Annotated in this window: 23 protein-coding genes and 1 pseudogene; 17 read left to right on the top strand and 7 right to left on the bottom strand. The window is 67.2% G+C overall.

Features of this window, described 5'->3' with window-relative positions; genetic code table 11:
• Positions 1-51: 51 nt before the first annotated feature.
• The 3 genes from EJ105_RS00140 to EJ105_RS00150 form a co-directional block, all read right to left on the bottom strand.
• Positions 52-2,586 (bottom strand): alpha/beta hydrolase, encoded by a 2,535-nt coding sequence (locus EJ105_RS00140; RefSeq protein ID WP_250164851.1) that lies wholly within the window; start codon positions 2,584-2,586, stop codon positions 52-54.
• A 122-nt stretch (positions 2,587-2,708) separates the two neighbouring features.
• Positions 2,709-3,959 carry an Hsp70 family protein gene (locus EJ105_RS00145; protein WP_250164852.1) on the bottom strand — a complete coding sequence of 417 codons (1,251 nt, stop codon included), beginning with the start codon at positions 3,957-3,959 and terminating at the stop codon, positions 2,709-2,711.
• 123 nt (positions 3,960-4,082) lie between these two features.
• Complete coding sequence (locus tag EJ105_RS00150) at positions 4,083-4,904, bottom strand: outer membrane beta-barrel protein (RefSeq protein WP_250164853.1); 822 nt, start codon at positions 4,902-4,904, stop codon at positions 4,083-4,085.
• Between the two features lie 489 nt (positions 4,905-5,393).
• Between EJ105_RS00150 and EJ105_RS00155 the strand changes: the two genes are divergently transcribed.
• Positions 5,394-6,434, top strand: a complete 1,041-nt coding sequence (locus EJ105_RS00155) for a helix-turn-helix transcriptional regulator (RefSeq protein ID WP_250164854.1) — start codon at positions 5,394-5,396, stop codon at positions 6,432-6,434.
• Between the two features lie 3 nt (positions 6,435-6,437).
• On the opposite strand, the gene EJ105_RS00160 is transcribed toward EJ105_RS00155, so the two are convergent.
• Positions 6,438-6,941, bottom strand: coding sequence for a MerR family transcriptional regulator (locus EJ105_RS00160; protein WP_250164855.1), 504 nt, complete (start codon positions 6,939-6,941; stop codon positions 6,438-6,440).
• A gap of 65 nt (positions 6,942-7,006) precedes the next feature.
• On the opposite strand from EJ105_RS00160, the gene EJ105_RS00165 reads away from it, so the two are divergent.
• Positions 7,007-9,295, top strand: coding sequence for a heavy metal translocating P-type ATPase (locus EJ105_RS00165; protein ID WP_250164856.1), 2,289 nt, complete (start codon positions 7,007-7,009; stop codon positions 9,293-9,295).
• Positions 9,296-9,304: 9 nt separating this feature from the next.
• Here the strand turns inward: EJ105_RS00165 and EJ105_RS00170 are convergent, their stop codons facing one another.
• Positions 9,305-10,048 carry a TrmB family transcriptional regulator gene (locus tag EJ105_RS00170; RefSeq protein WP_245279313.1) on the bottom strand — a complete coding sequence of 248 codons (744 nt, stop codon included), beginning with the start codon at positions 10,046-10,048 and terminating at the stop codon, positions 9,305-9,307.
• 292 nt (positions 10,049-10,340) lie between these two features.
• On the opposite strand from EJ105_RS00170, the gene EJ105_RS00175 reads away from it, so the two are divergent.
• The 6 genes from EJ105_RS00175 to EJ105_RS00200 all read left to right on the top strand — a co-directional run bounded on the left by EJ105_RS00175 (position 10,341) and on the right by EJ105_RS00200 (position 15,072).
• On the top strand, positions 10,341-11,159 hold the full coding sequence (locus EJ105_RS00175; RefSeq protein WP_250164857.1) for an ABC transporter permease: 819 nt from the start codon (positions 10,341-10,343) through the stop codon (positions 11,157-11,159).
• Between the two features lie 10 nt (positions 11,160-11,169).
• Positions 11,170-12,012: an ABC transporter ATP-binding protein gene (locus EJ105_RS00180; protein ID WP_029556543.1), complete on the top strand. Its 843-nt coding sequence runs from the start codon at positions 11,170-11,172 to the stop codon at positions 12,010-12,012.
• A gap of 2 nt (positions 12,013-12,014) precedes the next feature.
• Positions 12,015-13,067 carry an ABC transporter substrate-binding protein gene (locus EJ105_RS00185; protein WP_029556544.1) on the top strand — a complete coding sequence of 351 codons (1,053 nt, stop codon included), beginning with the start codon at positions 12,015-12,017 and terminating at the stop codon, positions 13,065-13,067.
• 98 nt (positions 13,068-13,165) lie between these two features.
• Entirely contained in the window at positions 13,166-13,852 is a 687-nt protein-coding gene (locus EJ105_RS00190; RefSeq protein WP_250164858.1) for a flavin reductase family protein, read from the top strand.
• A 5-nt stretch (positions 13,853-13,857) separates the two neighbouring features.
• Positions 13,858-14,790, top strand: a complete 933-nt coding sequence (locus tag EJ105_RS00195; RefSeq protein ID WP_250164859.1) for a carbon-nitrogen hydrolase family protein — start codon at positions 13,858-13,860, stop codon at positions 14,788-14,790.
• A gap of 90 nt (positions 14,791-14,880) precedes the next feature.
• Positions 14,881-15,072 carry a hypothetical protein gene (locus EJ105_RS00200; RefSeq protein WP_250164860.1) on the top strand — a complete coding sequence of 64 codons (192 nt, stop codon included), beginning with the start codon at positions 14,881-14,883 and terminating at the stop codon, positions 15,070-15,072.
• On the opposite strand, the gene EJ105_RS00205 is transcribed toward EJ105_RS00200, so the two are convergent.
• A complete protein-coding gene (locus EJ105_RS00205) occupies positions 15,056-15,625 on the bottom strand; it encodes a TetR/AcrR family transcriptional regulator (protein WP_250164861.1) in 570 nt (189 codons plus the stop codon). The two genes, EJ105_RS00200 and EJ105_RS00205, sit on opposite strands and share 17 nt — an antisense overlap.
• 264 nt (positions 15,626-15,889) lie before the next feature.
• On the opposite strand from EJ105_RS00205, the gene EJ105_RS00210 reads away from it, so the two are divergent.
• The 6 genes and pseudogenes from EJ105_RS00210 to EJ105_RS00235 all read left to right on the top strand — a co-directional run bounded on the left by EJ105_RS00210 (position 15,890) and on the right by EJ105_RS00235 (position 21,418).
• Positions 15,890-16,711: a phytanoyl-CoA dioxygenase family protein gene (locus EJ105_RS00210; protein WP_024278070.1), complete on the top strand. Its 822-nt coding sequence runs from the start codon at positions 15,890-15,892 to the stop codon at positions 16,709-16,711.
• A 93-nt stretch (positions 16,712-16,804) separates the two neighbouring features.
• Positions 16,805-17,968: an ABC transporter substrate-binding protein gene (locus EJ105_RS00215; protein ID WP_250164862.1), complete on the top strand. Its 1,164-nt coding sequence runs from the start codon at positions 16,805-16,807 to the stop codon at positions 17,966-17,968.
• A 47-nt stretch (positions 17,969-18,015) separates the two neighbouring features.
• A pseudogene (locus tag EJ105_RS00220) lies at positions 18,016-18,924 on the top strand (branched-chain amino acid ABC transporter permease); the annotation flags it as partial.
• Between the two features lie 165 nt (positions 18,925-19,089).
• Complete coding sequence (locus tag EJ105_RS00225; RefSeq protein WP_245279443.1) at positions 19,090-19,992, top strand: branched-chain amino acid ABC transporter permease; 903 nt, start codon at positions 19,090-19,092, stop codon at positions 19,990-19,992.
• Positions 19,959-20,717, top strand: a complete 759-nt coding sequence (locus tag EJ105_RS00230; protein ID WP_250164863.1) for an ABC transporter ATP-binding protein — start codon at positions 19,959-19,961, stop codon at positions 20,715-20,717. Before EJ105_RS00225 ends, EJ105_RS00230 begins: the two co-directional genes overlap by 34 nt.
• Positions 20,717-21,418 carry an ABC transporter ATP-binding protein gene (locus tag EJ105_RS00235; protein WP_250164864.1) on the top strand — a complete coding sequence of 234 codons (702 nt, stop codon included), beginning with the start codon at positions 20,717-20,719 and terminating at the stop codon, positions 21,416-21,418. The genes EJ105_RS00230 and EJ105_RS00235 overlap by 1 nt, the downstream gene beginning before the upstream one ends.
• A 162-nt stretch (positions 21,419-21,580) precedes the next feature.
• On the opposite strand, the gene EJ105_RS00240 is transcribed toward EJ105_RS00235, so the two are convergent.
• On the bottom strand, positions 21,581-22,321 hold the full coding sequence (locus EJ105_RS00240; RefSeq protein ID WP_029556553.1) for a GntR family transcriptional regulator: 741 nt from the start codon (positions 22,319-22,321) through the stop codon (positions 21,581-21,583).
• A 121-nt stretch (positions 22,322-22,442) separates the two neighbouring features.
• On the opposite strand from EJ105_RS00240, the gene EJ105_RS00245 reads away from it, so the two are divergent.
• The 3 genes from EJ105_RS00245 to EJ105_RS00255 are packed head-to-tail and all read left to right on the top strand — an operon-like array spanning position 22,443 to position 25,096.
• The gene (locus EJ105_RS00245; RefSeq protein WP_250164865.1) at positions 22,443-23,258 is read left to right on the top strand and encodes an ABC transporter permease; all 816 of its coding nucleotides are present in this window, start codon (positions 22,443-22,445) and stop codon (positions 23,256-23,258) included.
• The gene (locus EJ105_RS00250; protein WP_250164866.1) at positions 23,255-24,010 is read left to right on the top strand and encodes an ABC transporter permease; all 756 of its coding nucleotides are present in this window, start codon (positions 23,255-23,257) and stop codon (positions 24,008-24,010) included. The genes EJ105_RS00245 and EJ105_RS00250 overlap by 4 nt, the downstream gene beginning before the upstream one ends.
• Before the next feature lie 30 nt (positions 24,011-24,040).
• Positions 24,041-25,096, top strand: coding sequence for an ABC transporter substrate-binding protein (locus EJ105_RS00255; RefSeq protein ID WP_250164867.1), 1,056 nt, complete (start codon positions 24,041-24,043; stop codon positions 25,094-25,096).
• The last annotated feature ends 1 nt before the right edge of the window (position 25,097 follow it).

Here is a 25,097-nt window from a genome sequence, read left to right on the forward strand (position 1 = left end):
GCCGAGGGCGGTTTGCGCTCCGGGGCCGGAGCGCAAACCTTTTGGCGGCGCCTACTTGTTCAATCCGGTCGGCGCCGCAGCCTTGGCCGGGGCGGCCTCTGCGGCGGCGGGGGCGCCGTGAATGAGGCGGTCGATGCTTGCCGGCGCGCCGGCGGGCACACGGCCGGTTTCCACAAAGTCCACCACATCCTCGGCGAAGGCGACCGGCTCGTCCGTGTGGATGAAGTGGGCGGTGCCGGGATAGATCTTCACCTGCACGTCGCGCCCCGCCGTGTTCATGCGGCGCATGAAGGGCAGCACGAGCTGGCGGGAGAGATCGGTGAGCCCGTTGAAGGCGGTGCCGGGGATAAAGGGCTCCTTGTCGCCGAAGGCGAGGAAGATGGGCACCTTGATGTCGGTCAGCCGCTTGTAGAGGCTCTTGGGGTCCTTCTCCTGAAGCTCCGCCACCATGGCGTAGATGTCGAAGGTGAACACGTCCACCCACTGCTGCAGCTCGCGCGGATCACCCTTGATCATGCCGATGCGCTGGGCGGTGTGGAGGCGAGCATATTCGCTGTCGCGCAGGAAGTAGCCGTTGCGCTGGGGCGTCACAGCTCCGGTCACGGGATCGCGGCTGCGGAAGTGGTAGAAGTCGTCGATCTGCTGGGCGGTGAGGTTCTTCTCCCGCTCACGCAGGCCGGTCTGGTCCCACGCCTTTTTCCAGGCGTCGAAATCGTGGGCGAAGGCGGGATCGAACAGGTCGAGCTTCTTGCCCGGCGCGATCGTGACCTCGCGGGGATATTCCTCGAGGCCGGCCGGTGCTTCGAGGATCAGCTTGGTCACCGCCTCGGGCCAGGACAGGGCGTAGCCGAGCACAATCTGCCCGCCCATGGAATGGCCGAGATAGGCGGCCTTGGGAACCTTCAGCTGGTCCACCACCACCTCGTGCAGCACGTCGCGCATGTCCTGCAGGGTGCGGGCCGGGCTCTTGTCGAGGTTGCCGGGGCCGGACATGCCGTAATGGGGCATGTCCACGGCGATCACACGCAGGCCACGCTCCAGCGCGATGCGCATGATGTTGCCGTAGTGGCCGCCGAACGCGCCCTTGCCGTGGACGATGACCAGCACGTCGGGATTGGTCGCCGTACCGGCATATTCGTCCATGTAGCCGATGTCCCACTCGACACCGCGGCTGTCCTTCGCCTTGGTCTTCTTCACCGGGAAGGGATAGGTGACGAAGCTGTTCCAGAACGACTTGTCGGGTGTGATGTCGGCCGCGACCGAGGGCGTGCGGTAGGTCTTCGCCGCCATCTCGCGATTGCGGGTGAGGCGGGAGACGTCGCCGAGAAAGGCGGCCACGGTGGGATCGAACTGGCGATTCTTCAGGATGGGGAAGACGCCGTAATGGGCGACCGGGCTCTTCTCATGCACGAAGTCCGCGCCGGGCACCTTCTCCACCGTGCGCTTGGCGCGGTCGAAGGTGAGCCACTGGTCGTTCTCGATGTGCATCACGAGGGTGCGCGCCTTGATGCGCTTCAGCTCGGCATTGATGTTGTAGGTCTCGCCGGCACGGTTGCGCCACAGCAGGTCCACCGCATCGAACAGCAGCGAGCGGGCGGCGATGGAGGCGCCGGCCTGCGGGTTGGGCGGGTTCCAGTAGAAGACGTCCCGCTGCACCGTCGACCAGTCCTGCTGCGAGCGGTGCTGGAAGTCGAACCCGGTGAGGTTGAGGATCGACCAGCCGAAGGCGACGCCCTGATTGGGGTGCTTGTCCTTGGGGAGGTTGTAGTAATTGCCGCCCGTGGCGCGCCACTGGGGGTCGCTCTCGATGGCGGCTGACATGAGCTGGAAGGTCCAGTTGCCGACCGGGTCCTCGCCGTCCGACTGGCTGGTGCCGCCGATGGGCATCAGGCCGTCCATGAAGTCCGGATGCATCACGCCCCAGACATAGGTCTGGGTGGCGCCCATGGAGACGCCGGTGACGAGCGAGGCGCGGGCGACCTTCAGGTGGTCGCGCAGCATCCGGTAATTGGCCTGCACCATGTCCTGGTAGCTGTATTGCGGAAACTTCTGCCCAAGCCCTTCCGAGGGCTTGCTGGTGCCCCACAGGCCGAGGGCGTCCACAAGCACGACGTAATACTGGTCGGTGTCGATGGGTTTGCCCGGCCCGATCACCGAGCCGCCGGAAAGGGCCGTGCCTTCCACCCACTGGGCGTACATGTCGGTGGCGTCGCCGGAATAGAAGGAATTGATCACCACAGCGTTGGTGATCTCGCCGGCGGCGTTGCGCTTCGGGGTGCCGAGCGCGATGTAGGCTGTCTTCGCCGGGCCGGCGCCGAGGGATTCCAGCGTCGTGCCGCCTTCCCCGCCGTTCGTCCATTTGTCCGGGCTCGACAGGTCGTAGCGGCCGCCGATCCTGAAGTTGGCAACTTCGTAGAATTTCTTGAGCTGGCAAAGCCGCTGCTGCGAGCAGGTGCCGGTGAGGGGCGGTTGCGGCGCCTGAACAGCCTGGGCCGGTGCGGCCGGCGTCTGGGCATAGGCGGCAGGGGTGGTCACGGACAGGGCCGTCGCGGCGAGCGCGAGGCCCAAGGCTATGGCGTACCTCATGTTTCCTCCTGCGGCCGGTCTTTGTCATTGCCGCCGTCCGGAGGAGAGAACAGCATGCCCGCGCGTCCAAGGGAAGCATGGCCGATGGGAGGATGCGCGCAACCTGTGGGCGGCGCGAACCCTTAGCCGCCGTAGCGCCGCGCCGCCTCGATGGCGAGACCGGTGCCCACCGATCCGAAGGTGTCGCCCTCGATCACCCGGGCCTGAGGGACGCAGGCGCAGATGGCCGCGCGTACATGGGCGAGGCGGGTCGAGCCGCCGGTCAGGAACAGGGCATCGATGGCGTCCGCCGTCAGTCCGGCGGCGGAGAGGCAGGACGAGATCCGCCCGGCGATTCGCTCGGCGAGGAGCCCGGTGTGAGCGATGAGGTCGTCATGGGAAATGCCGACCGAAAGCCCGGCCTCCAGCACGGCGAGATCGAGTTCCGTGGCGCCCTCCTCGGCGACGCGGATCTTGGCCGCCTCCACGTCGAGCGCGAGGCCGTGACCGCGCTCTTCTTCGACGGCGCGGGCGAGGCGCGAGACCAGCTCCGGCTGCGCCGCCGCGCGTTCCAGCTCGCGGATGGAGCGCGCGGTGCGCCCGTCATAGAGCCGGTTGATGGCGGACCATGTGGCGAGGTCGTGATAGAGCGCCGCCGGCATGGCGAGGCCCTTGCGCTTCAGCGGGCTGCCATGGCCCAGCAGGGGCATCACCACGGCCAGCGACAGGTGCCGGTCGAAATCCGTGCCGCCGATACGCACGCCCTCGTTGGCGAGGATGTCGGAGGCGCGGTCGGCGCAATTCTGGTGCCCGCGATCAATGCGCACGATGGAGAAGTCCGAGGTGCCGCCGCCGATGTCGGCGATCAGCGCCAGCTCCTCGCCGGCCACCTGCCGCTCATAGTCGAGGCTGGCGGCGATGGGCTCGAACTGGAAGGAGAGGGCGCTGAAGCCGATGTCGCGGGCGATGGAGCCCAGCGTCTCCTCGGCGCGCTTGTCGCCGTCCGGATCGCCATCGACGAAATGCACCGGCCGGCCGAGGACGACCTCGCGCAGCGGCCCGTTGGCCCCGGCCTCGCCGCGCGCCTTTACCTCGGCGAGGAACTCCCCGATGACGCCCTTGAAGCCGAGCCGGCGACGGCCGACCGGCGTCGTCTCCTCGATGAGGGACGTGCCGAGCACGGATTTCAGGGCGCGCATCAGGCGGCCCTGCTCGCCGCCCACATAGGCGGCCATGGCGGCGCGGCCCACCAGTGGCGTGCCGTTCCAGGGAAAGAAGATGGCGCTCGGCAGGGTGTCGGACGCGCCCTCCAGCCGCGCGAGGCGCGGGCCGTTGGATCCGTTCAGGCCGAGGGTCGTGTTGGAGGTGCCGAAATCGAGGCCGCAGGCGGTCATCGGGCCTCCTTGCCGTATGCGGGTGCGGAAGGCCGGGCTAGCTAGACCAAGTCTCGCTGCAGCGCAAGAGAAAGCGCAGCCAGTGCCCGGGCGACTGCCGTCGCCCGGGCACTGTGAGGGTGCTCAGAAGTGGTAGCCGATGCTCATGAACGGCCCATGCATGGTGGTGTTGTAGCGGAAGTCGCGGGTGGGCGAGGTGATGGATTCATAGTCGGTGTAGAGGGCCCGATAGCCGAGCGCCGTCGACCAGGATTCATTCCAGTTGTAGCCCACCGCCACGAGGCCTTGCGCCGAGAGCTTGGAGCTCGCCGGCAATCCGAAGCCGCCGACGTCCGCAAGCGCGTTCAGGAACCACTGCTTGTTGAGCTTCCATTGCAGCGCCAGGCCGAAGGTCGGGTCGAGCCAGTCCTTGGAGTCAGATTCGGAAAAGGCGAAGGGCACGAAGATGGAGCTGAGGGAGGTGTTGGCCGACAGACGCTGATAGCGGAAGCCGGCGGTTGCGGAGAGGTCGAAATCAGCGTCCCCCACCGGCAGCCGGTAGCCGGCGGCGCCGGACAGGATGAACAGGCGCTGGGAGAAATCGACGAGGGGCTGGCCGGCGGTCGACAGGTTCTTGCTGGTGCCGAGCTGCGACCAGAACACGTCGGCGAACAGGGTCCAGTTGTCCTTCTTGGCGATGAAGTTGCCCATCACCGCACCCTGGAAGTTCTGCATCACGTCGCCGAAGGTGATGTCCACCGGAATGGCCGGGAGGCGGCGGATGCCGATGTTGCCGTCGATGCCGGTCGCCCACAGGTACAAGGTGGCCTGATACTGCCAGCCGGACGCCGCCTGAGGTTGAGGAGCGGGCGCCGCGCTGAGGTCCGCAGCGTGGGCAGGACGCGCAGGTGCCATCGCCAGCATCGCGCCCGCGACCAGCATGGCGAGCGCGGCGCGCAATCCCACTCGCGCCCCCCGGCGCGTGCGAGCTGTGCCGTCTGACCCGGCCGAGCGGTGTGCGGCCGTTGTTTCGAACTGATGCCCCCGGACCATAATTCCCCCGTCTTGAGCCGGCGCCGTCCTGGGGCGCCCCGCCGGGTCTTGTCATGCGCCGGCCGCGCCATCCTAGCGCAGCCGCGGGGGCGGAACTGCCCCGCCCACGCTATTCCCGGCCGGGTGTGGCCACGCAGCAACGGCAGAGTGGGCTTGCGCAAGGGTATTTCTGATGGAATGCGGGTTTTCACGTGCGTCCTTGCAATCATTGACGTTTCGTAACAGGGCCTCCGTTCGCGCGGGTGTGAAGCCAAGTCCTCACGCCGTGCGGGTTTTGATCTTGCGCGCCACGGTGAAAGCGTGTGAACAGGCTCTGTTACTGTCCAGCTTGAGCGGTGGCCGCTACGTCGGGTCGCCGTAAGCCAAGCCGGTCGAGAAAGAGATTGGAAGACGAGGGCACCCGTGACCACGACACTGCCTCTGGTGCGCGCCGCGGCCATCGCGCCGCTCATGGTCTGGCTGCGCGATAGCGGTTACTCGCTCGACCAGATGCTGCTCGACGCCGGGCTGCCGGCCGGGCTGATCGAGGACCGTGACCGTCCGATCCCGCTCATGGCCGGAATCCGCCTGCTGATGGAGGTCGTGGGGCGTGAGGGGCATGATGTGCCCTGCCGGATGGTCGCCCATGCCGGGATCGAGGAGCTCGGTTTTCTGGGCCAGATCGTCATGACCTCCCGCACACCGCGGGAGGCTTTCATCAAGGTGGCGCGCGCCTATCTGCACCACGGCTCCCACGAGCTGTTCACCCTGACGCCCGATCCCGGCGGCGGCGCGGTACGCCACGCCTTTCGCGTGCCCGTGGATGCCGAGCACCTGTCCTTCGTGCACCAGTATGTGGCCGCATTGATCCGCACCGTGGCCCTGCGCACGGGCCATGAGGGTCCGCTGATCGAGCGGATGGAACTGACGCCTCACCCGCGCCACGGGGTTGAGGGCATGAGCGCCCAGTTCGGCTGCGAGGTGGTCCCGGCGGCGAACCGCACCGTGACCATGGTCTTCTCCGATGCGGTGCTCGACCGACCTTATGTGAACGGGCGGCAGGTTGCCGACGTTGCCGTCCCCGCAGGTTCTGCGGTGATCCGCGGCGACGGCACGCTGGCCGGCTCCATCACCACCATCCTGCCAGCCCTCATGGAAGCCGGCACCGAGCCGAGCCTCGCCTGCATCGCCGAACTCGCGTTCATGAGCCGGCGCACCCTGCAACGCCGGCTGGCCGCCGAGGGGGCCAGCCTGTCCGAGCTGATCGACAAGGTGCGCGCCGAGCAGGCCATCGCCCGCCTCACCGCCACTGGCAGCGCCATTCGGACCGTGGCGGCGGAGGTGGGATACGGCTCCAACGCCAGTTTCAGCCGCGCCATCCGGCGCTGGACGAGCACTTCACCGAGTCGCCTGCGGCGCAGCGCGCTCGGCGGGAGGACGGACACCGGCAACGAGGCCGAGTAGTCGCTAGCGTCGCCCCTTTGTCCTCGCGTGCACTTGCGTGGCCGGGTGGGGAGCCGTGTCGCGGGAGGTCTCGATGTCGCGGTGGAAGCTGCACCGACCATGGTCGGCAAGCGTCTCGATGACGCGGCATTCGGCGACTTGGCCGTGGGCGCAGGCCTGCACCATCTGCTCCAGCTCCGCTTCCAGCGCCCTCAGGGAGGAGATGCGCCGACGCACCTCGTCGAGGCGAGCGCCGGCGATGGCATCGGCCTCGGCGCAGGGCTGGTCGGGGCGATCCTGCAAGGTCAGCAGCGTGCGGATGGCATCAAGGCCGAAGCCCAGCTCGCGGGCATGGCGGATGAAGGCGAGGCGCTTCACCTGCGCATCGTCATAGAGCCGGCGGTTGCCCTCGCTGCGCGGCAGGTGCGGCAGCAGGCCGGTCTCCTCGTAGAAGCGGATGGTGGGCACCTTCACGCCGCTGATACGGGCGGCTTCGCCGATTGTGAGGTGCGCCTGCACCGGAGCCATGGGGGTTGCTCCTCTAGTTACTAGAGCATTTAGGCTGCCACCATGACCAAAGGAAAGGCGGCATCATGACAGCCGGGCAGGTTCAGACTCGCTATCGCGTCTCAGGCATGGATTGCGCATCCTGCGCAGCGAAGATCGAGGCCGTGGCAAGCCGTCTGGACGGAGTGGCGGAGGCGAGCGTGTCCGTGGCGGCGGCGACCTTGGTCGTGCGGCACGATTCCGGTGCCGATCTCTCGGCCTTGCCGGCGCGGCTGAAGCCCATGGGTTATGGCCTCGCCCTCGCGAACGCCGAGCCGGCCCGCACGTCCGCTCCCGCCGAGGCGCACGAGGCGTGCTGCGATCATGATCATGGTGCCCATGGGGGCCATGACCATGGCGGGCATGATCACGCGGATCATCCCCACGAGGGGCACGACCATTCCAGCCATCCTCCGGATCGGGATGCGCCTGCCGCCGGCCACGATCACGCCCATGGTGCGGAACCGGGGGAGGGCGGGTTCTGGTCCAACGGCAAGGCGCGACTGACCCTTGCCAGCGGTGCCGCCTTCGCGGCGGCCTTCCTGGCCGGCCTCATCCTGCCGCAGGTTCAGACACCCCTGTTCATCGCCGCGATGCTGGTCGGCCTCGTGCCCATCGCCCGCCGTGCGTTCGCAGCCGCAGCGGTCGGCATGCCCTTCACCATCGAAACGCTGATGACCATCGCGGCCGTGGGCGCGGTCATCATTGGTGCGGCGGAGGAAGCTGCGGCCGTCGTGTTCCTCTTCCTTGTCGGCGAACTGCTGGAAGGCTTCGCCGCCGGCCGGGCGCGCGATGGCATCAAGGCGCTCGCGGCCCTGGTGCCGAAGACGGCGCTGGTGGCGCGGGGTGGCGACTTCGTGGAAGTGCCGGCGGCGCAGCTCGCCGTGGGGGATACCATCCTCGTGCGTCCGGGCGACCGCATCGCGGCCGATGGCGAGGTCGTCGCGGGAGAGGGCGGGATCGACGAGAGCATGGTCACCGGCGAGAGCGCGCCCGTGACCAAGGGCGTCGGCGCGGGTGTATTCGCTGGCACCGTCAACGGCGATGCGGCGCTCACCGTGCGCGTCACTGCGACGGCCGAGGACAATACCATCGCTCGCGTGGTGAAGCTGGTGGAGGAGGCTCAGGAGGCGCGCGCGCCCACCGAGCGGCTCATCGACCGCTTCTCGCGGATCTACACCCCCGCCGTCGTGGTCATCGGCGCGCTGGTGGCGACCGTCCCGCCGCTGCTGTTGGGCGGCGGCTGGGGCGAATGGGTCTACAAGGGCCTCGCCATCCTGCTCATCGGCTGCCCGTGCGCGCTGGTCATCTCGACCCCCGCGGCCATCGCCTCGGGCCTGTCCGCCGGCGCGCGCCGCGGGCTGCTCCTGAAGGGGGGCGCGGTGCTGGAGACGGCGGGCAAGGTCACTGTGGTCTGTCTCGACAAGACCGGCACCCTGACCGAGGGACGGCCGAATGTGACGGACGTGATCGGCCTCGCGCTGCCCGAAACGGAGGTGCTGCGCCTTGCTGCCGCTCTGGAGGGCGGATCGAGCCATCCCTTGGCGAAGGCCATCCTCGACCGTGCTGCCGCCGATGGCCTCTCCATTCCCGCCGCGAGCGAGGGTCGTGCGCTGGGCGGCAAGGGGGTGACGGGGATCGTTGAGGGGCGCGAGGTGTTCCTCGGCTCCGTCGCGGCAGGGGCTGCGCGGGTGGCGCTCGAACCGCAGACGGAAGAGCGCCTCGCAGGGCTGAGCGACGAGGGCAAGACCGTGTCCCTCGTCATCGTCGGCGATGTGCTCGCGGGCGCCATCGCCATGCGCGACGAGCCGCGCGCGGATGCGGCGGCGGGGCTCGCGGCGCTGAAGGAACGCGGGCTGCGCACGATGATGCTGACGGGCGACAACGCCCGAACCGCCGCCGTCATCGGCCGCGCGCTCGGCATTGAGGTGCGCGCCGGGCTTCTGCCGGAGGACAAGCAGCGCATCGTCTCCGAGCTGAAGCGGCAGGGTGAGGTCGTCGCCAAGGTGGGCGACGGCATCAATGATGCGCCGGCGCTGGCTGCGGCTGATATCGGCATCGCCATGGGCGGCGGCACCGACGTGGCGCTGGAGACGGCGGATGCCGCCGTGCTGCATGGCCGCGTCCGGGATATCGCCGGTATGATCGACCTGTCCCGGCGGACCATGCGCAACATCCGCCAGAACATCGGCCTCTCGCTGGGGCTGAAGGCGGTGTTCCTCGTCACCACCGTCGCCGGCATCACCGGCCTGTGGCCGGCCATCCTCGCCGACACCGGCGCGACCGTGCTCGTGACTGCCAACGCGCTGCGGCTGCTGCGGCGGACAGGGGAGTGATCCCCCGTCTCACGTCGGGATGCTGAGGCTCCACATGGCGTCGAACATGGACGCCTGGAACGCGGCGAACTCGGCGCTGTCGATGATCATGCCGTAGCTTTCGCGGGCGGACGAGATGAGCGCGACCTTGTTGCCATAGATGAAGCAGGTCATGGCCAACTGGTGCGCGGGCGGCGCGTAGCGCAGTTCGCGCCGCTGTTCGTCGCTCGATGGCCAGATGGGGGCGATGTCGCGTTCCGCCGAGCGGATCACGTGCAGCCAGATGCCCCGCCGCGCGCGCTCGGTGAGGTATCGCTCCATCTCGTCGAGCCCCGGCTCGGCCATCAGCTCCTTCATGGAGAGGGTGGCCCGCAGCACCGTGTCGCCGCCGGAGAGGGTGTCCCACAGCGTGGTGCGGATACCCTCCGGGCCGGGATGGAAGCGCACGTTCGGCTTGCCGGTCTCGTGGTGATACATGGACCGCAGGACCGGCATGACGTCCTCCAGCATCTGCCGGCGCGCCTCGATGCGCTCCAGCAGCACGCCGGGGTCCTGGGCGACCACGAAGCGCCGCTTGCCCTGGTCGACGAACCGGATCAGCCCCTCCTCCTCCAGCTTCGCCAGCGCGTCGTGCGCCGTGGTGCGCGCCAGGCCCGCCTTCGCGGCGACCTCGGTGATGGAGGCGCCGCCGAGGCCGACTGCCGTCAGATAGAGCTTGTAGAGCGTCCCGGTGATGCCGATCCGGGCCAGCTTCTCTTCGATGTCCGCCGTCACTGTCACTTTCCCCCGATGGATGCACCATGTCCGATCTGGCCGGTGAGGTCTAGCATCGGTTTTAGCCGATAAAAATTCGATGTCTGCGCTTAAAGAATGTGCGGCTTGCCGCCTCTTTGATCGCATTCGTCAGCGTTGCTGCCCGATCAATCACCATTTTTCCGGCATTGGCGAATTGACGGAATTGACCGACATATCTTAGCCTCTGGCCATGGCTGATCGCACGGACGAGCCGCCGGCAGGCGGGCTGAAGGAGGATGTTCCGATGGGAGCGAACGCTGAAGCGGGCGCAATGACGGCGGTTCCCGACAGGTCGGTGCCGGCGACGCGGAAGATGCCTTGGTCGCGGCTTCTCGCCGACAAGTCGGTCCGCGCCGGCCTCGGCCTCGCCGCCTTCTTCGCCTTCTGGCAGGCGGTGACGGGGCTTGGGCTTGTGGATGGCTTCCTCCTGCCGTCGCCATTCGCCGTGGCGCAGGCCCTGTGGGACATGGCCGTGGATGGCTCCTTGTGGATCCATCTCGCCGCCAGCCTTCAGCGGGTCGCCGTTGGTTTCCTGCTCGCCTGTGTGGTCGGGCTGGCGCTGGGCCTCGTGTGCGGCTGGTGGCGCTCGGTGTCGGATTTCGTGCGGCCGGTGGTGGAGGCCCTGCGGCCGATCCCGCCGCTGGCGTGGATCCCCATCACCATCCTCTGGTTCGGGCTCGGGGATGCCGCGTCCTACTTCCTCGTGTTCCTCGGCGCGGTCTTTCCCGCCTTCGTCGCCACCTACACTGCGGTGCGCGGCCTCGACCGCAACCAGATGAACGCGGCCCTGTGCCTCGGCGCCAAGCCCTGGCAGCTGTTCTGGGACGTGCTGATCCCCGCCTCGCTGCCGATCATCCTGCCGGGCCTGCGCATCGCCCTCGGCGTCGGCTGGATGTGCGTCGTGACGGCGGAGCTGATCGCCGCGCAGACCGGCCTCGGCTACCTGATCCAGCAGTCCCGGATGCTGTTCCAGATCAACAACGTGGTGGCCGGCATGGTCACCATCGGCCTCGTCGGCTTCGCCATGTCGGCCATCCTCGAGCGGATCGAGCGGCGGGTGAATGCCTGGGCGCCCTCCGAGCGCAATTGAGGAACCAGCCATGACCGCGAACGCCGCACTCATCTCTCCCGCCATCTCTTCCGGTCTCTCCTCCCAGTTCTCGCCCGAGGACGTGCAGATCGACATCCGCAATGTCGGGAAGGTCTACGGGTCCAAGACCGAGGAGCCCGTCGTCGCGCTCGATGGCGTGACACTGCGCATCCGCCGCGGCGAGTTCATCTCGCTGCTGGGTCCATCGGGCTGCGGGAAGTCCACCTTGCTCGGCATCATCGCTGGCTTCCAGTCCGCCACCAGTGGGCAACTGCTCCAGGATGGCCGGCCGATCACCCGGCCCGGTCCCTCCCGTACGGTGGTGTTTCAGGACTACGCGCTGTTCGGCTGGATGACGGTGCAGCAGAACGTGGAATTCGGGCTCAAGGCCAAGGGCATGGGCAGGGCTGAGCGGGCCGAGATCGCCCGCGCGCTCATCGCCATGGTCCGCCTGAACGGGTTCGAGGACAAGTTCCCGCACCAGATGTCCGGCGGCATGAAGCAGCGCGCCGCCATCGCCCGGGCGCTCGCGCCCGATCCCGACATCCTCCTGATGGATGAGCCGTTCGGCGCCCTCGATGCGCAGACCCGCGTGCTGCTGCAGGAGGAGATCGCCCGCATCTCCTCGGAGGCGGGCAAGACGGTGATCTTCGTCACCCACGGCATCGATGAGGCGGTGTTCCTGGCCGACCGCGTGGTGGTGATGAGCCCGCGTCCGGGGCGGGTGCGCGAGGAGGTTCTGGTGCCGCTGCCGCGCCCGCGCACGGCCGAGATGCGCTCCGATCCATGGTTCGTCTCCACGGTCAACGACCTGTGGGAAACGCTCAAGCCGGAATGGCAAAAAGGGGAATAATCATGACCTCAGGACTTTCACGCCGCCGTTTCGGCCAGCTGGCCGCAGGCTTTGCCGCCACCCTTCCTTTGGCCGCCCCCTCCATCCTGCGCGCGCAGGAAGGGGATGTGGTCCGCATGTGCTGGTTCAACACGACCACCGTGTCGGCCCAGATCGCCCACGTGCTGATGCGCACGGACATCCCCGCCCGCAACGGGCTGAAGATGGAGATGATCCAGCTCGCCGCCTCGCCGGCCATCACCGAGGCGCTGGTCTCCGGCGCGGGTGACGTGGGCACGCTCTCCGATTTCGCCGCCGTGACCACCATGGCCATCGGCGCGCCGGTGACGACCGTGTCCTCCCAGGCCCGCTTCCGCTCGGCGGTTCTGGCGACCAAGAAATCCGGCATCACCAAGATGGCGGACCTGAAGGGCAAGCAGGTCTACGGCACCTTCGGCATCACCGCTTTCCAGAATGCGCAGGACGCCGTGCTGAAGGCCGGCCTCGTGCCCGGCAAGGACATGACCTTCGTGAACGTCGGCCCGGCGGAACTGGCCGATGCCGTGGGCGCCCAGCGCATCGACGCGTTCTTCACCTATGACCCCTTCGTGAGCTTCTTCGAGAGCACGGGCAATGCCGTGGTCGTCTCGGAGAACCTGAGCCCGGTCATCGTGCTCGCCGCCAACAACCGCTTTGTCCAGAAGCCGGACGTGCTGCGCCGTCTGCTGCTCGCCAATGCGCAGGCGCTGTTCTTCGCCGCGCAGAACAATGATCTGGCGAACAGCTGGTTTCGCTCGCTGGAGCCGGCCAAGAACATTCCCGAACCGGTGCTCCAGAAGGCGTCGAGCTACGATCCGGCGTGGAGCGCGAAGACCTTCACCGACATCAAGGTCGCCCTCTCTCCGGCCCAGATCGCGCAGATGGAAACCCTCGCCAAATGGGGCGTGGAGGCCAAGCTCCTGCCGCGTATGCCCGACGTGCCGAAGTTCATCAACACGGCCATCGCCGGCGAGGTGGACAAGGAGATCGCCACCGGCAGCTTCGATGTGAAGAGCGTGAAGATCCTTCGCGCCTGAGGCCGCCGTCCGTCACCATGGAGACGATGGCCCCGCCCCGCGCGAGGGCCGTCGTCCGCCAGCTGGCCGGAGCACCTGACGCCGGCCGCAGGGACATCATGACCGATACCCAGACACAGGCCGCGGCGCCCCCGGATGGCCCCGCCACGCGCCATTTCGACTTCAGCCTCCTCTCCGCCGAGATGCGCTACCGGCTGCTGGCCTCCACCGTGCTGCCGCGACCCATCGCATGGGTCGTCACCATGAGCGCCGATGGCGTCGTGAATGCCGCGCCCTATTCCTTCTTCAACGTCTTTGGCGCGGACCGGCCGGTGGTGGCGCTCGGCATCCTCGCGCGGCCGGAGCCGGAGAAGGACACGGCCGCCAACATCCGCGCCACCGGGGAATTCGTCGTCAATCTCGTCCCCCACGCCCTCGTCGAGGCCATGAACGCGACCTGCGTGGATGCACCGCCCGAGGTGGACGAGATCGCTCTGGCGGGCCTTTCGGCCGTCCCCAGCATCGGCGTGCGGCCGCCGCGCATCGCCGAATCCCCCGTCGCCCTCGAGTGCCGGATGACCCATCTGCTGGAGACCGGCCCTGGCCAGCTTCTGGTCGTCGGCGAGGTGCTGCACGCCCATTATGCCGCCCATGTGCTGACCGGCGATCCAGCCCGTCCGCGGGTGGACGGCCTCGCCCTCGATCTCGTCGCCCGGATGCACGGCCCGACGGCCTACACGCGCACGCGTGACCTCTTCGATCTCGATCGCCCGCTGTGGAACGGCGCAGCACACAACAAGGAATGAGCGAAATGCCCAGCATCAAGGTGGCCGCTGTCCAGACTGCAACCATCCCCTTCGACGGCCCGGCCGCCACCCAGCGTACCGTCGCCCTCATCGCCGAAGCCGCCGCCACGGGGGCGAAGATCGCGGTGTTCCCCGAGGCCTTCATCGGCGGCTACCCCAAGGGGCTGGATTTCGGCTGCAGCGTCGGCCGGCGGACGGCCGAGGGGCGGGCGGATTTCGTCCGCTACGTGCGCGGCGCTATCACGGTGCCGGGACCGGAAGTGGACCAGCTCGCCGCGGCCTGCGCGGAGCACGACATCCATGTGGTGGTCGGCGTCATCGAGCGCGATGGCGGAACGCTTCACTGCACTGTGCTCTATCTCGGCCCGGAGGGACTGCTCGGCAAGCATCGCAAGGTGATGCCGACCGGCTCGGAGCGCCTCGTGTGGGGCTTCGGCGACGGCTCGACCCTGACCGTGGTCGATACGCCCTACGGCAAGCTCGGCGGCGCCATCTGCTGGGAACACTATATGCCGCTGCTGCGCGCCGCTTATTACGGCAAGGGCGTCGAGATCTGGGCCGCGCCCACCGCCGACGACCGGGAGACCTGGATCTCCACCATGCGGCATGTGGCGATGGAAGGCCGCTGCTTCGTCATCAGCGCCTGCCAGGTGATGCGCCGCTCGGACTTCCCTGAAGACTACGCCAGCCGCATCGACGCCGCCCCCGACGCCTGGATGATGCACGGCCGCTCGGTGATCGTCGGCCCACTGGGAGAAGTGCTGGCCGGTCCGCTGCTGGACGAGGAAGGCATCCTCACCGCCGATGTCGACCTCGACGACATCATCGGCGCCAAGCTGGATTTCGACCCCATCGGCCACTATGCGCGGCCCGATCTGTTCAGCCTCAATGTCGACGAAGCGCCACAGCTCCCCGTCATCGCCCGCGGCGAAGGCTAGGCACGTCGCTCAGCAAATTGCGCTCCCCGGCGCGCGGGTTCGCCAGCGATGCCGAGGACGGAGCAGGCCCCGTCGATCCGATAGAGCCACATGGGATATGTGGGTCTATCGGTCAGGCCGTCACTCGGCTCGCAGGAGAACGGTGCGGACTGCCTGACGGTGCTGCACATCATGCTTGAGGGCATCTCGACCATCCTCGGGGTGGTCCCCGTCTTCCTGCCTGTGATGCAGCAGCTCCACATCGATCCGAGCTTGAATTGGTCACTCATGCGCGTGCGGTGAGGACGCCCGCCGCAGCCGGCCGCAGGCCGTTGAAGACGTAATCGGCGAGGTGCCCGGCCCATTCCGGCGTCAATGGCGCGTGCGGGACGAGGATGCGGTACCAGATCGGCCCGTAGAGCGCATCGATCACCACGTCGAGATCGACATCGGCGCGCAGTTCGCCGTTGGCGATGCCGCGCAGGAGGGCCTTCTTCGCCTCTTCCCGGCGCGGCAGCACATAGCCGTCGAGGAGCGCGCGCAGCGCCTCCGGATCGCTTTGGCCCTGGGCCACCAGCGCGGAAATCGTGCGTCCGACCTTCTGGCCGTAGACCTCTGCGACCCGCATCATCTGGCTTTTCACGTCGGCAACGGCCGAGGCCGTCACCGGGTAGCCGATCTTTTGGGCAGTCTCCGCGAGAAAGCCGGCGATCGCCAGAGCCCCCCGATTTGGCCACCAGCGGTAGATGGATGAGCGCGCCGTACCCGACCGGGTTGCAACGGCATCGATCGTAAACCCTGAAAGTCCTTGCTCTTCGAGCAGCTCGTTCGCTGCCTTGAGGATTGCGATCTTCACTTCGTCACCTTGCGGGCGACCGCGGCGGCGAACGGTTTTATTGCTCGTGCTCAAATTTTGACGCCCATCATCGAGATTTTGCCCAGATTATCGCCGGCCCTTCAACTTGACAATCAACCGGGCTGATTAAAACTACACACTGTCGCTTTTATCCGGATTCAGAGAGCGAAGCCCATGGTGCGCGTCGGCCGGCGCCGCCTTCCTGTGAAGCCCCGAAACCGCCTGCACATGCGCAGGCATACGCAAACACAGCGAGGAAGCGCAATGACTGGCGTGCTCAGCCCCGAACAGGTCGCGCATTTCAATTCCGAGGGATACCTCTGTCCGGTCCGGGCCATCAGCGCGGAAGAGGCACGCCTCTATCGCAATAAAGTCGAAGATTTCGAGGCCCAGTCGGGCGAGGAGGTCAACAAGCGCCTCAAGATCAAGGCGCATCTCGCCTTCCCCTGGCTGGTGGAGCTGGCGCGGCACCCGCGCATCGTGTCGGCCGTCCAGGCCATCCTGGGGCCGGACGTGCTGCTCTTCGGCTCGTCCGCCTTCGCCAAGAATGCGCGTGATCCGCGCTTCGTCTCCTGGCACCAGGACTCCGCTTATTACGGGCTGAACCCGCACCAGGAAGTCACCGTCTGGCTCGCTCTGTCGCGTGCCAGCACCGAGAGCGGCTGCATGAAGGTGATCCCGAAGAGCCATCTCGGGCCTGATCTGGTGCACGAGGAGACGTTCGATGCCGACAATCTGCTCGCCCGCGGCCAGAAGGTGACGGTGGACGAGAGCCTCGCCGTCGACATGCCGCTCGAGCCGGGCGAGTTCTCCATGCACCACGAGCGTACGGTGCATGGATCGCCCGCCAACATGTCCGACGACCGGCGCATCGGCATCGCCTTCTTCTACATGCCGGCCCATTGCCGCTCGATGCTGGGGCGCCGTTCCGCCCTGCTCATCGCCGGCGAAGATCGCCACGGCCACTGGGACCAGGACCCCGAGCCGCGGTTCGATCTCGACCCTGAAAGCCTCGCCTTCATGGAGGAGGTTTGGGCGAGCTATCGCGACGACGCAACGACCGTTCAGGCCGCGCGCCTCGCCTGATTTTTTCCTCCGGCCCGGCTCATGCCGCGGCCGGGGTCTCAGCCATCTGGAAGCCGCGTCCGTCTGCCCCCTTTGAAACCGAGAGCGCATTCCATGAAAGCCAGCATTCTTTTCAGCACAGCCCTGTCCCTTCTCTGCGCCGCCCCCGCTTTGGCCGATCCGGTGAAGGTGGGCGTCATCCTGCCCCAGACCGGCGTCGGCGCGGTGCTCGCCAAGCAGATGCAGGCCGCCATTGAACTTGCCGTCGCCCACGAGGGCGGCAAGCTCGGTGGCCAGCAGGTGGAGTTTTTCTGGAGCGACAGCCAGGGCAAGGCGGACGTCGCCAAGCAACTGGCCGACGAGATGGTGAAGTCGAAGCGCGTGGACTTCCTCGTAGGTCCCGTCTTCTCCTCGGAGATGATGGCGGTGCACGGCGGTCTCGCCCGCACCGACGCCTTCGTGATCTCGCCCATTTCGGGACCGGCGCCCATCGCCGGCAAGTCCTGCTCGGCGAACTTCTTCAACGTGTCGTCCCAGAACGACCAGCAGGCCGAGGCGCTCGGCGCCTATCTCGAGAAGCTCGGCGTCAAGCGCGTCTATGTCATGACGGTCAACAACCAGGCCGGCAAGGACATGGTTTCCGGCTTCAAGCGCAACTTCAAGGGCGACCTCGTGGGCGAGGTCTACACCCGCTTCGGACAGGTGGATTTCGCCGCCGAGCTGAGCGCGCTGCGCACCGCCGCGCCGGAAGCGACCTTCATCTTCTACCCCGGCGACATGGGCGTGCAGTACGTCAAACAGTACGCCCAGGCGGGCCTTGCGAAGTCGACGCCGCTCTACACCGTGTGGACCGTGGACCAGGCGACGCTGCCTGCGGTGGGCGACGATGCCATCGGCGTGCGCTCGGGCAATGTCTGGAGCGTCGATCTGCCGAATGCCGCGAACGCCCGCTTCGTCTCCGATTTCAAGCAGAAGAACGGAGTCCTGCCCAACGACTACGCCGCCCACGCCTACGATTCCATCCTGCTCGTCTCCAGCGCGGTCAAGGCGGTGGGCGGTGACATGAGCCGGAAGGACGACATCCGAAAGGCGCTGCAGAAGGCCGACTTCGCCTCGAATCGTGGCAAGTTCGCCTTCAACACCAACCACTTCCCCATCGAGGACTACTATGTCCGCGAGGTGGTGAAGGCTGAGGACGGCACCCTTGTCACCAAGACCGTCGAGAAGGTGATGACGGACGCCAAGGACGCCTATTACCAGGAATGCCCGCTGAAGTGATCGCGGATGATCTTGAAGAGAACTCCTGACACAGCGGGAAGGCGGCCATGCAACTCTTGTTCGTCGAGCAACTCCTGAACGGAGTTCAGCTCGGGGTGATCCTGTTCCTGATGGCGGCGGGGCTCACGCTCACCTTCGGCATCATGAATCTGGTGAACCTTGCGCACGGCTCCCTGTTCATGCTCGGCGCCTATCTGGGCGTCACCTTCGCGCTGGTCACGGGCTCGTTCGTTGCGGGCTTCGTCGCGGCCGGCCTTGCCACCTTCGTCATCGGCCTCGTGCTGGAGCGGCTGGTGATCCGGCATCTCTATGCCCGCAGCCATCTCGACCAGGTGATGTGCACGGTGGGCCTCGTCTATGTGCTCAACGAGGCGACGCGGATGGTGTTCGGGCCGGAGCCGCTGCACGCGCCCATCCCGGCCTTTCTGGCCGGATCGGTGGAGCTCATTCCCGGCGCGCCCTATCCCGCCTACCGGCTGGCGATGATCGGCGCCGGCCTTGCCATCGCAGGGCTGCTCTATGTCCTCATCGGCCGGACGCGGATGGGCATGCTCATCCGCGCCGGCGCCAGCAACCGCGTCATGACCAGCGTTCTGGGGGTCAATATCGGCGCCATCTATGCCGTGGTGTTCGGCATCGGCGCGGCGCTGGCCGGCTTCGCGGGCTATATCGCGGCGCCCATCCTCACCGTCTATCCGGGCATGGGTGACAATGTGCTCATCCTGGCGCTGGTGGTGCTGGTCGTGGGCGGCATGGGATCGGTGAAGGGGGCCTTCGTGGCGGCCCTGCTGGTGGGCGTCATCGACACCATCGGGCGGGCCTATCTGAAGGATCTCATGGCGCTGGTCCTCTCGCCGGTGGCCGCCAACACCGTGGCGCCGGCTCTGGCTTCCATGCTCATCTACATCCTCATGGCGGTGATCCTGTTCTTCCGCCCGCAGGGGCTCATCCCGGCCGCCGGCCTGCGCCGGCCCGAGGCGCCCCCGGAAGCGTCCGACCACGGCCCCTCCGGCCCCGGCGTGCTCGCCCGCTGGCGCGTGCCGGCCATCGGCCTCCTCTGCGGCGCCTTCCTGCTGTTGCCGCTGGTCGCGGGCTTCGCCGACCAGCCGTTCTGGGTGGACATGGGGCTGCGCGTCATCATCTTCGCCATCGCCGCCCTGAGCCTCGATCTGATCCTCGGCCAGACCGGGCTCGTCAGCTTCGGCCACGCGCTCTATCTCGGCATCGGCGCCTACGTGGTGGGTATCCTGGCGGATGCCGGGGTGGAGAGCGGCTTCGTGCAGTGGCCGCTGGCGATGGGCCTCTCGGCGCTGCTGGCCGCGGCGCTGTCGGTGGTGGCGCTGCGCACCTCCGGCACCTTCTTCATCATGATCACCCTCGCCTTCGCGCAGATGATGTTCTACGGCGCCTCCAGCCTCTACGACTATGGCGGCGACGACGGGATGCACCTCGCTGTCCGCAGCACCTTCGGCGGGCTGGTCGACCTATATGATTCCCGGCAGTTCTACTATCTGGCCCTCGCTCTTCTGGTGGTGCTCGCCGGCCTCAACATGCGCCTCGCGCGGGCGCGCTTCGGCACGGTGCTGAAGGGTATCCGCATCAATGAGCGGCGCATGGAGGCGGCGGGCTTTCCCACTTTCCGTTACAAGCTCGCGGCCTGCGTGCTCTCGGCGGCGGTGTGCGGGCTGGCGGGCGCCATGCTCGCCAATGCGGCGGAGTTCGTCGGCCCGCAATACATGGACTGGACCCGCTCGGCCGAGCTGATGATCATGGTCGTGGCCGGCGGACTTGCGACGCCCTTCGGCGCCATCATCGGCGCGCTCGCCTATCTCGGCATCGAGAAATATCTCTCCGATCTCACCATCCACTGGCGGCTCGGCTTCGGCGCGCTGCTCATCCTCCTCGTCTTCCTCGGCCGGGGCGGGCTCAGCGCCCTGTTCGCGCCGGGTCCGGCAGGGCAGCCTGCGCCTGTTCTCAAGGGATCATTCCGATGGGCAAGACCCTTCTTCAGACCGCGGGCGTGACCCGCAGGTTCGGCGGGCTCAATGCGGTCGATGCGGTGGATTTCGACCTCGCCGCCGGCGAGCTGGTGGCGGTGATCGGCCCCAACGGGGCGGGCAAGACCACCTTCGTCAATCTCCTCTCCGGCGCCCTCCGCCCCGATGCCGGCGCGGTGTTATTCGAGGGGCGGGACATCTCCCGCCTGCCGATGGATGCCCGTGCCCGGCTCGGGATCGCCCGCTCCTTCCAGATCGCCAGCATCTTTCCCGAGTTGAGCGTCATCGAGAACGTGGCGCTTGCCGCCCAGGCCCATGCCGGCCACAGCTTCCATTTCTGGCGGGAGGTGGCGGACGAGGCGCCGCTGCGCCGCAAGGCGCAGGCGCAACTCGCGGGCCTCGGCCTGTCCGAGTGCGCCGAGCGGCCGGCGTCCCAGCTCTCCCACGGCGAGAAGCGGCTCCTGGAGATCGCCATGGCCCTCGTCGTCGAGCCGCGGGTGCTGCTGCTGGACGAGCCCATGGCCGGGCTCGGCATTGCCGAGGCGCGCCGCATGATCGACTTCATCGCCGGGCTGAAGGGGCGGTTCAGCATTCTTCTGGTGGAGCACGACATGGAGGCGGTCTTCAGCCTCGCCGATCGGGTCTTCGTGCTGGCCTCCGGCGCGCGGGTGGCGGACGGGCCGCCCGAGGCGGTGCGTACCGATCCGCGCGTGCAGCTCGCGTATCTCGGCGGCGAAGGGGAGGATCTGTGATGCTGGAACTGCGGCAGGTGGGAGCGGCCTATGGCTCAAGCCGGGTGCTGTTCGGCGTCGACCTTGCCATCGCCGAGGGCGAGGTGGTGACGCTGCTGGGCCGTAACGGCATGGGCAAGACCACGACGGTGAACGCCATCATGGGCCTCGTCTCCCTTACCCAGGGCGACATCAGCTTCCGCGGCACCCGCATTTCCGGATTGCCGGCCTACAAGGTCGCGCGCAACGGTCTCGCACTGGTGCCCGAGGGCCGGCAGGTGTTTCCCAACCTCACCGTGGAGGAAAACCTCGTCGCTACGGCGGCGAACCGCGGCCGGGCGCCATCGCCGTGGACGCTGGAGGCGGTCTATGGCCTGTTCCCCGCGCTCGCCACCCTCGCCCGCCGCAGTGCCGGCCTGCTCTCCGGCGGCGAGCAGCAGATGCTCTCCATCGGCCGCGCACTGATGACCAATCCCCGCCTGCTCATTCTCGACGAGGCGACGGAAGGCCTCGCCCCCCGCATCCGCCGCGAGATCTGGGACGCGCTGGTGCGCATCCGCGAGCGCGGCCAGTCGGTGCTGGTGATCGACAAGAACATCGACATGCTGTGCCGCTTCGCCGACCGGCACCACATCCTGGAGAAGGGACGCATCGTGTGGAGCGGCAGCTCGCAGGAGCTGATGGCCGACGAGGCCCTGCGCATGCGCTTCCTCAGCGCCTGACGGCAGTCTGGTGGCCTGTTAAAACTGAAACCGGAACCGATTGAAGCCGCTACACGCAATTGGACGAAACCGCTGCCGCGGTAACTGCCCCGCATCACGGGCGCGCAGTTGTTTTCCATGTAGCATCCGGCATTGGCTTGGCTCACCAGGAATGCCGCGCCCTCAAGAGCCATTGGGCTGCTGCTGAACCACATAGTCGATCTGAAAGTCATTCCGGTAGAAGGACTCTCCCGTGATCAGCGGACGCCGATCGGCACTGAAAAGGACGTAATCGCGGATCAGCAAGGCGCTACCACGCTTCACGTTCAGTTTCTCCGCGATCTGCGGCTTGGCGAGATCCGCACGGATCTTGCCTTCCACCCGGTGCACCCGCAGGCCGAAGTCTTCGTCCAGTATGCGATGGATCGACTTGGTACGCAGCATGTCCAGCGTCATGCGCCGGCCCAGTTCATCGGGAATGATGCGGCATTCCAGGCTCATGCGCCGCCCGCCCACGAGGCGCAGTCGGTCCAGCGCATAGACCTTGGCCTTGGCGGAGAGATGCAGCGTCTCGACCTCCCCCTCCGTCGCGGCACGATGGGAAAAGCCGATCATCTCGTAATCGATGCTGGCGCCCTTGGCGGAGAGCTGCTCCTCGAAGGATCGGACCCGCGTGAGATCGATGGGCGCGCTGATCGGGCGCGCGGCGACGAACGTGCCACTGCCCGGCCGGCGCACGATGACGCCCTCAAATACCAATTGCTGGAATGCCCGCGCCACGGTGGCGCGCGTGGTGTCGAAGCGCGCGGCCAGTTCGGGTTCGGACGGCGTGCGATCGCCTTCCGCCAACCGGCCAGACTCGATCTCCTCGCGGAGGAAGCGCTGAATCCGCACGTAGAGCGGAATGAAATCGGCTTGAGACAAAAATGCCCCCCGAAAAAGCTGCATAGCCAACTAGACACGTAGTCAGATACGCATATAGGATCACTTTCAGCCGCATATTGCCAGCGGCACCGCGCCCCGAGAGCTGGAGGCCGATGCACCCATGAGCGACGTCGCCGTCCCCTCCCAGCCGCCCGCGCCGCGCAAGCTGCCGGCGCGCCTGGGGCAGCGCTCCCTCGGCATCGTGTATCTGGCGTCCCTGGTGGCCGGCCTGCTTGTGTGGCAACTGGTTGCGCAAGGATATTCCAGCTTTGTCCTCGCCTCGCCGCTGAAAGTGCTGGCCCGGCTGTGGCAGATGACGCTCTCCATGGAGCTGCCCCGCGCGCTCGGCGGCTCTTTGCAGCACATGGCGCTGGGCTATGTCATCGCCTGTGCCATTGCGCTGCCCGTGGGCCTGCTCATGGGCCGGATGCGCTTCGTCAACGATCTGCTCGATCCGGTGGTGAACCTGATCTATGCGGTGCCGAGCGTCGCCTGGGCCCCGTTCATCATGATCTGGTGCGGCCTCTACTTCGAGGCCCGCGTGGTGCTCGTGGTCATCATGTGCGTGTTCGACATGATCATCGTGGTGAGCACTGGCGCCCGCAACGCCGACCCCCGGCTTCTCGCCGTGGGCCGGGCCTTCGGCGCCTCTCCCTGGCAGCAGGTGCGCATGGTGCTGCTGCCCGAAAGCCTGCCCTTCCTGTTTACGGCGCTGCGCATCGGCGTGGTGCGCGCGGTCAACGCCATGATTACCGCCGAACTGTTTCTCGCCGCCGTCAATCTTGGGGCGATCATGAAGCAGTCCGCCGTGCGGCTCGATAGCGCCGCAGTGCTGGGTATACTTGCGGTACTCTGCCTGCTGGGCTTGGCGTTGCAAGAACTGCTGCTGCTGGCTGAGCGTCGCGTCTGCATCTGGCGGCCGGAGGGCCGGCGATGAGGACCCGCTCGCTGGCCGTCAACGCGCTCGGCATTCTCATTGTTCTCGCCCTGTGGCAGGTCGCCGGCATGCGGCTCGGCGAGGCCTTGGTGGCAACCCCGGTGCAGGCCGCCGTCAGCCTGGTCGCCACCTTGCGCGAGGGGGCCTTCTGGCCGGCGCTGTGGTCCATGCTGTGGCAGATGCTGATCGGCTATGCGGCGGCACTGCTCGTGGGCATCCCGCTCGGCATCGCCATGGGCCGCTCGAACCTCGTGCTGGCCATCGTGAAGCCTTGGGCCTCGTTGTTCATCGTGGTTTCGGCGGCGGCCATCGTGCCGCTGTTCATCATCCTCATGGGACGGGGCGTTCTATTCTGCACGTCCATCGTGTTCGTCGCCACGGTCTGGTACGTGGTGCTGACCATGACAGAGGCCGCGCGCGGCGTGTCGCCCCGCCTGCTGGACGTGGCCCGCGCCTTCGATGCGTCCGGCTTCCAGCGGTTCCGGATGGTCATCCTGCCGGCCCTCTATCCCTATGTGCTGATCGCCGCCCGTATTGGCCTGGTCCACGCGTTGCGCGCCATGGTCACTGCGGAAATGTTCATCTCCGCCGGCTTCGGCGGGCTGCTGAACGATGCGGGCCTCGATCTGTCCACTGCGCCCTTGTTCGCGCTGATCGTGATGCTGATGCTCATCTCCATCAGCGCCACCGGCGTGCTGCGCTGGATCGGGCACCGCTCGGCGCCCTGGTACCGGAGCCAGACCGGCGGCTGACGACGCCTTCCAATAAAAAGGGGACCTTCCATGTTCGATATGCTCAGCCGACGTGACCTCCTGCGCACCAGCCTTTCCGCCGGCGCCGCCCTTGGTGGCATCCTGACCCTCGGCCCGGTGTCCCGGGCTTTCGCGGCTGCACCCCGCGTGCTCAAGGTCAACACCTTGGCCTCCGCCGCCGCTGTGAACGTGCCCATGCAGGCGGCGCTGCGCATGCAGCTTGGCAGGATCAGCGGCTTCGCTGACGCCGAGGTGCGCCCCACCGCCAAGATCCCGCAGATCGCCCAGGAGGTGATCGCCGGCTCCGCGGACATCGGCGACGCCGACGTGGCGTCTACCCTCGCCGCCGCGGAGGCCGGCGCGGACCTCAAGATCATCGGCCTGTCCTACAGCAACACCTCCCAGGTGATCGTGGTCAATGCCGACAAGACCAAGAGCCTGGAAGAAATCGCCGCCAACGGCGGCACCATCGCCGTCAATTCCATCGGCGACTTCATGTACGTGATGCTGATCGGCGTCCTGCAGAAGCGCAACATCGATCCCAAGAAGGTCAATTTCATCGAGATGGGCAGTTCCGGCGACCGCGCCCGCGCGTTGCTCGCTGGTCGCGTCGATGCGGTGCCCATGCATATCGAGCAGGCTGTGCAACTGAAGGAGCGGGGCAACTACCAGATCCTGGTGCGCCCGTGGCAGGAATATCCCAACTGGTTCAGCGCGGTCATCATGACCACCGGCGCCTGGCTCCAGAAGGATGAGAACAAGCTCGCCGCCGTGGCGCTGCTGAAGGCCGTCCTGACCTCCTTCCGCAGCACCGATGCGGACTATGCCTGGTACAAGGCGCAGGTCGGCCAGTACGCCTCCTCGAAGGAGCTGAAGGCGGCAGGTGACGATTTCCTCAAGCCGATCTGGAAGACGCTCACCGAGGACATCAAGGCCTTCCCGCCGAAGATGGAGACGCTGACCCCCGACGACGTCGCCAAGGTGATCCCGGTCTACAAGGCGGCCGGTGCGCTGAACGGCACGGTGGACCTCAACAAGCTGATCGACCGCACCTATCTCGAACAGGCGATCAAAGAGCTCGCCTGAC

It is taken from the genome of Xanthobacter aminoxidans (genome assembly GCF_023571765.1).
Classification (GTDB): Bacteria; Pseudomonadota; Alphaproteobacteria; order Rhizobiales; family Xanthobacteraceae; genus Xanthobacter; species Xanthobacter aminoxidans.

Bases quoted from the DNA above. Each gene is read 5' to 3' on its own strand.
- EJ105_RS00140 (WP_250164851.1), bottom strand. From the start codon at position 2,586: ATGAGGTACGCCATAGCCTTGGGCCTCGCGCTCGCCGCGACGGCCCTG.
- EJ105_RS00145 (WP_250164852.1), bottom strand. From the start codon at position 3,959: ATGACCGCCTGCGGCCTCGATTTCGGCACCTCCAACACGACCCTCGGC.
- EJ105_RS00160 (WP_250164855.1), bottom strand. From the start codon at position 6,941: ATGGCTCCGGTGCAGGCGCACCTCACAATCGGCGAAGCCGCCCGTATC.
- EJ105_RS00165 (WP_250164856.1), top strand. From the start codon at position 7,007: ATGACAGCCGGGCAGGTTCAGACTCGCTATCGCGTCTCAGGCATGGAT.
- EJ105_RS00175 (WP_250164857.1), top strand. From the start codon at position 10,341: ATGACGGCGGTTCCCGACAGGTCGGTGCCGGCGACGCGGAAGATGCCT.
- EJ105_RS00180 (WP_029556543.1), top strand. From the start codon at position 11,170: ATGACCGCGAACGCCGCACTCATCTCTCCCGCCATCTCTTCCGGTCTC.
- EJ105_RS00185 (WP_029556544.1), top strand. From the start codon at position 12,015: ATGACCTCAGGACTTTCACGCCGCCGTTTCGGCCAGCTGGCCGCAGGC.
- EJ105_RS00190 (WP_250164858.1), top strand. From the start codon at position 13,166: ATGACCGATACCCAGACACAGGCCGCGGCGCCCCCGGATGGCCCCGCC.
- EJ105_RS00195 (WP_250164859.1), top strand. From the start codon at position 13,858: ATGCCCAGCATCAAGGTGGCCGCTGTCCAGACTGCAACCATCCCCTTC.
- EJ105_RS00200 (WP_250164860.1), top strand. From the start codon at position 14,881: ATGGGATATGTGGGTCTATCGGTCAGGCCGTCACTCGGCTCGCAGGAG.
- EJ105_RS00210 (WP_024278070.1), top strand. From the start codon at position 15,890: ATGACTGGCGTGCTCAGCCCCGAACAGGTCGCGCATTTCAATTCCGAG.
- EJ105_RS00215 (WP_250164862.1), top strand. From the start codon at position 16,805: ATGAAAGCCAGCATTCTTTTCAGCACAGCCCTGTCCCTTCTCTGCGCC.
- EJ105_RS00225 (WP_245279443.1), top strand. From the start codon at position 19,090: ATGGGGCTGCGCGTCATCATCTTCGCCATCGCCGCCCTGAGCCTCGAT.
- EJ105_RS00230 (WP_250164863.1), top strand. From the start codon at position 19,959: ATGGGCAAGACCCTTCTTCAGACCGCGGGCGTGACCCGCAGGTTCGGC.
- EJ105_RS00235 (WP_250164864.1), top strand. From the start codon at position 20,717: ATGCTGGAACTGCGGCAGGTGGGAGCGGCCTATGGCTCAAGCCGGGTG.
- EJ105_RS00245 (WP_250164865.1), top strand. From the start codon at position 22,443: ATGAGCGACGTCGCCGTCCCCTCCCAGCCGCCCGCGCCGCGCAAGCTG.
- EJ105_RS00250 (WP_250164866.1), top strand. From the start codon at position 23,255: ATGAGGACCCGCTCGCTGGCCGTCAACGCGCTCGGCATTCTCATTGTT.
- EJ105_RS00255 (WP_250164867.1), top strand. From the start codon at position 24,041: ATGTTCGATATGCTCAGCCGACGTGACCTCCTGCGCACCAGCCTTTCC.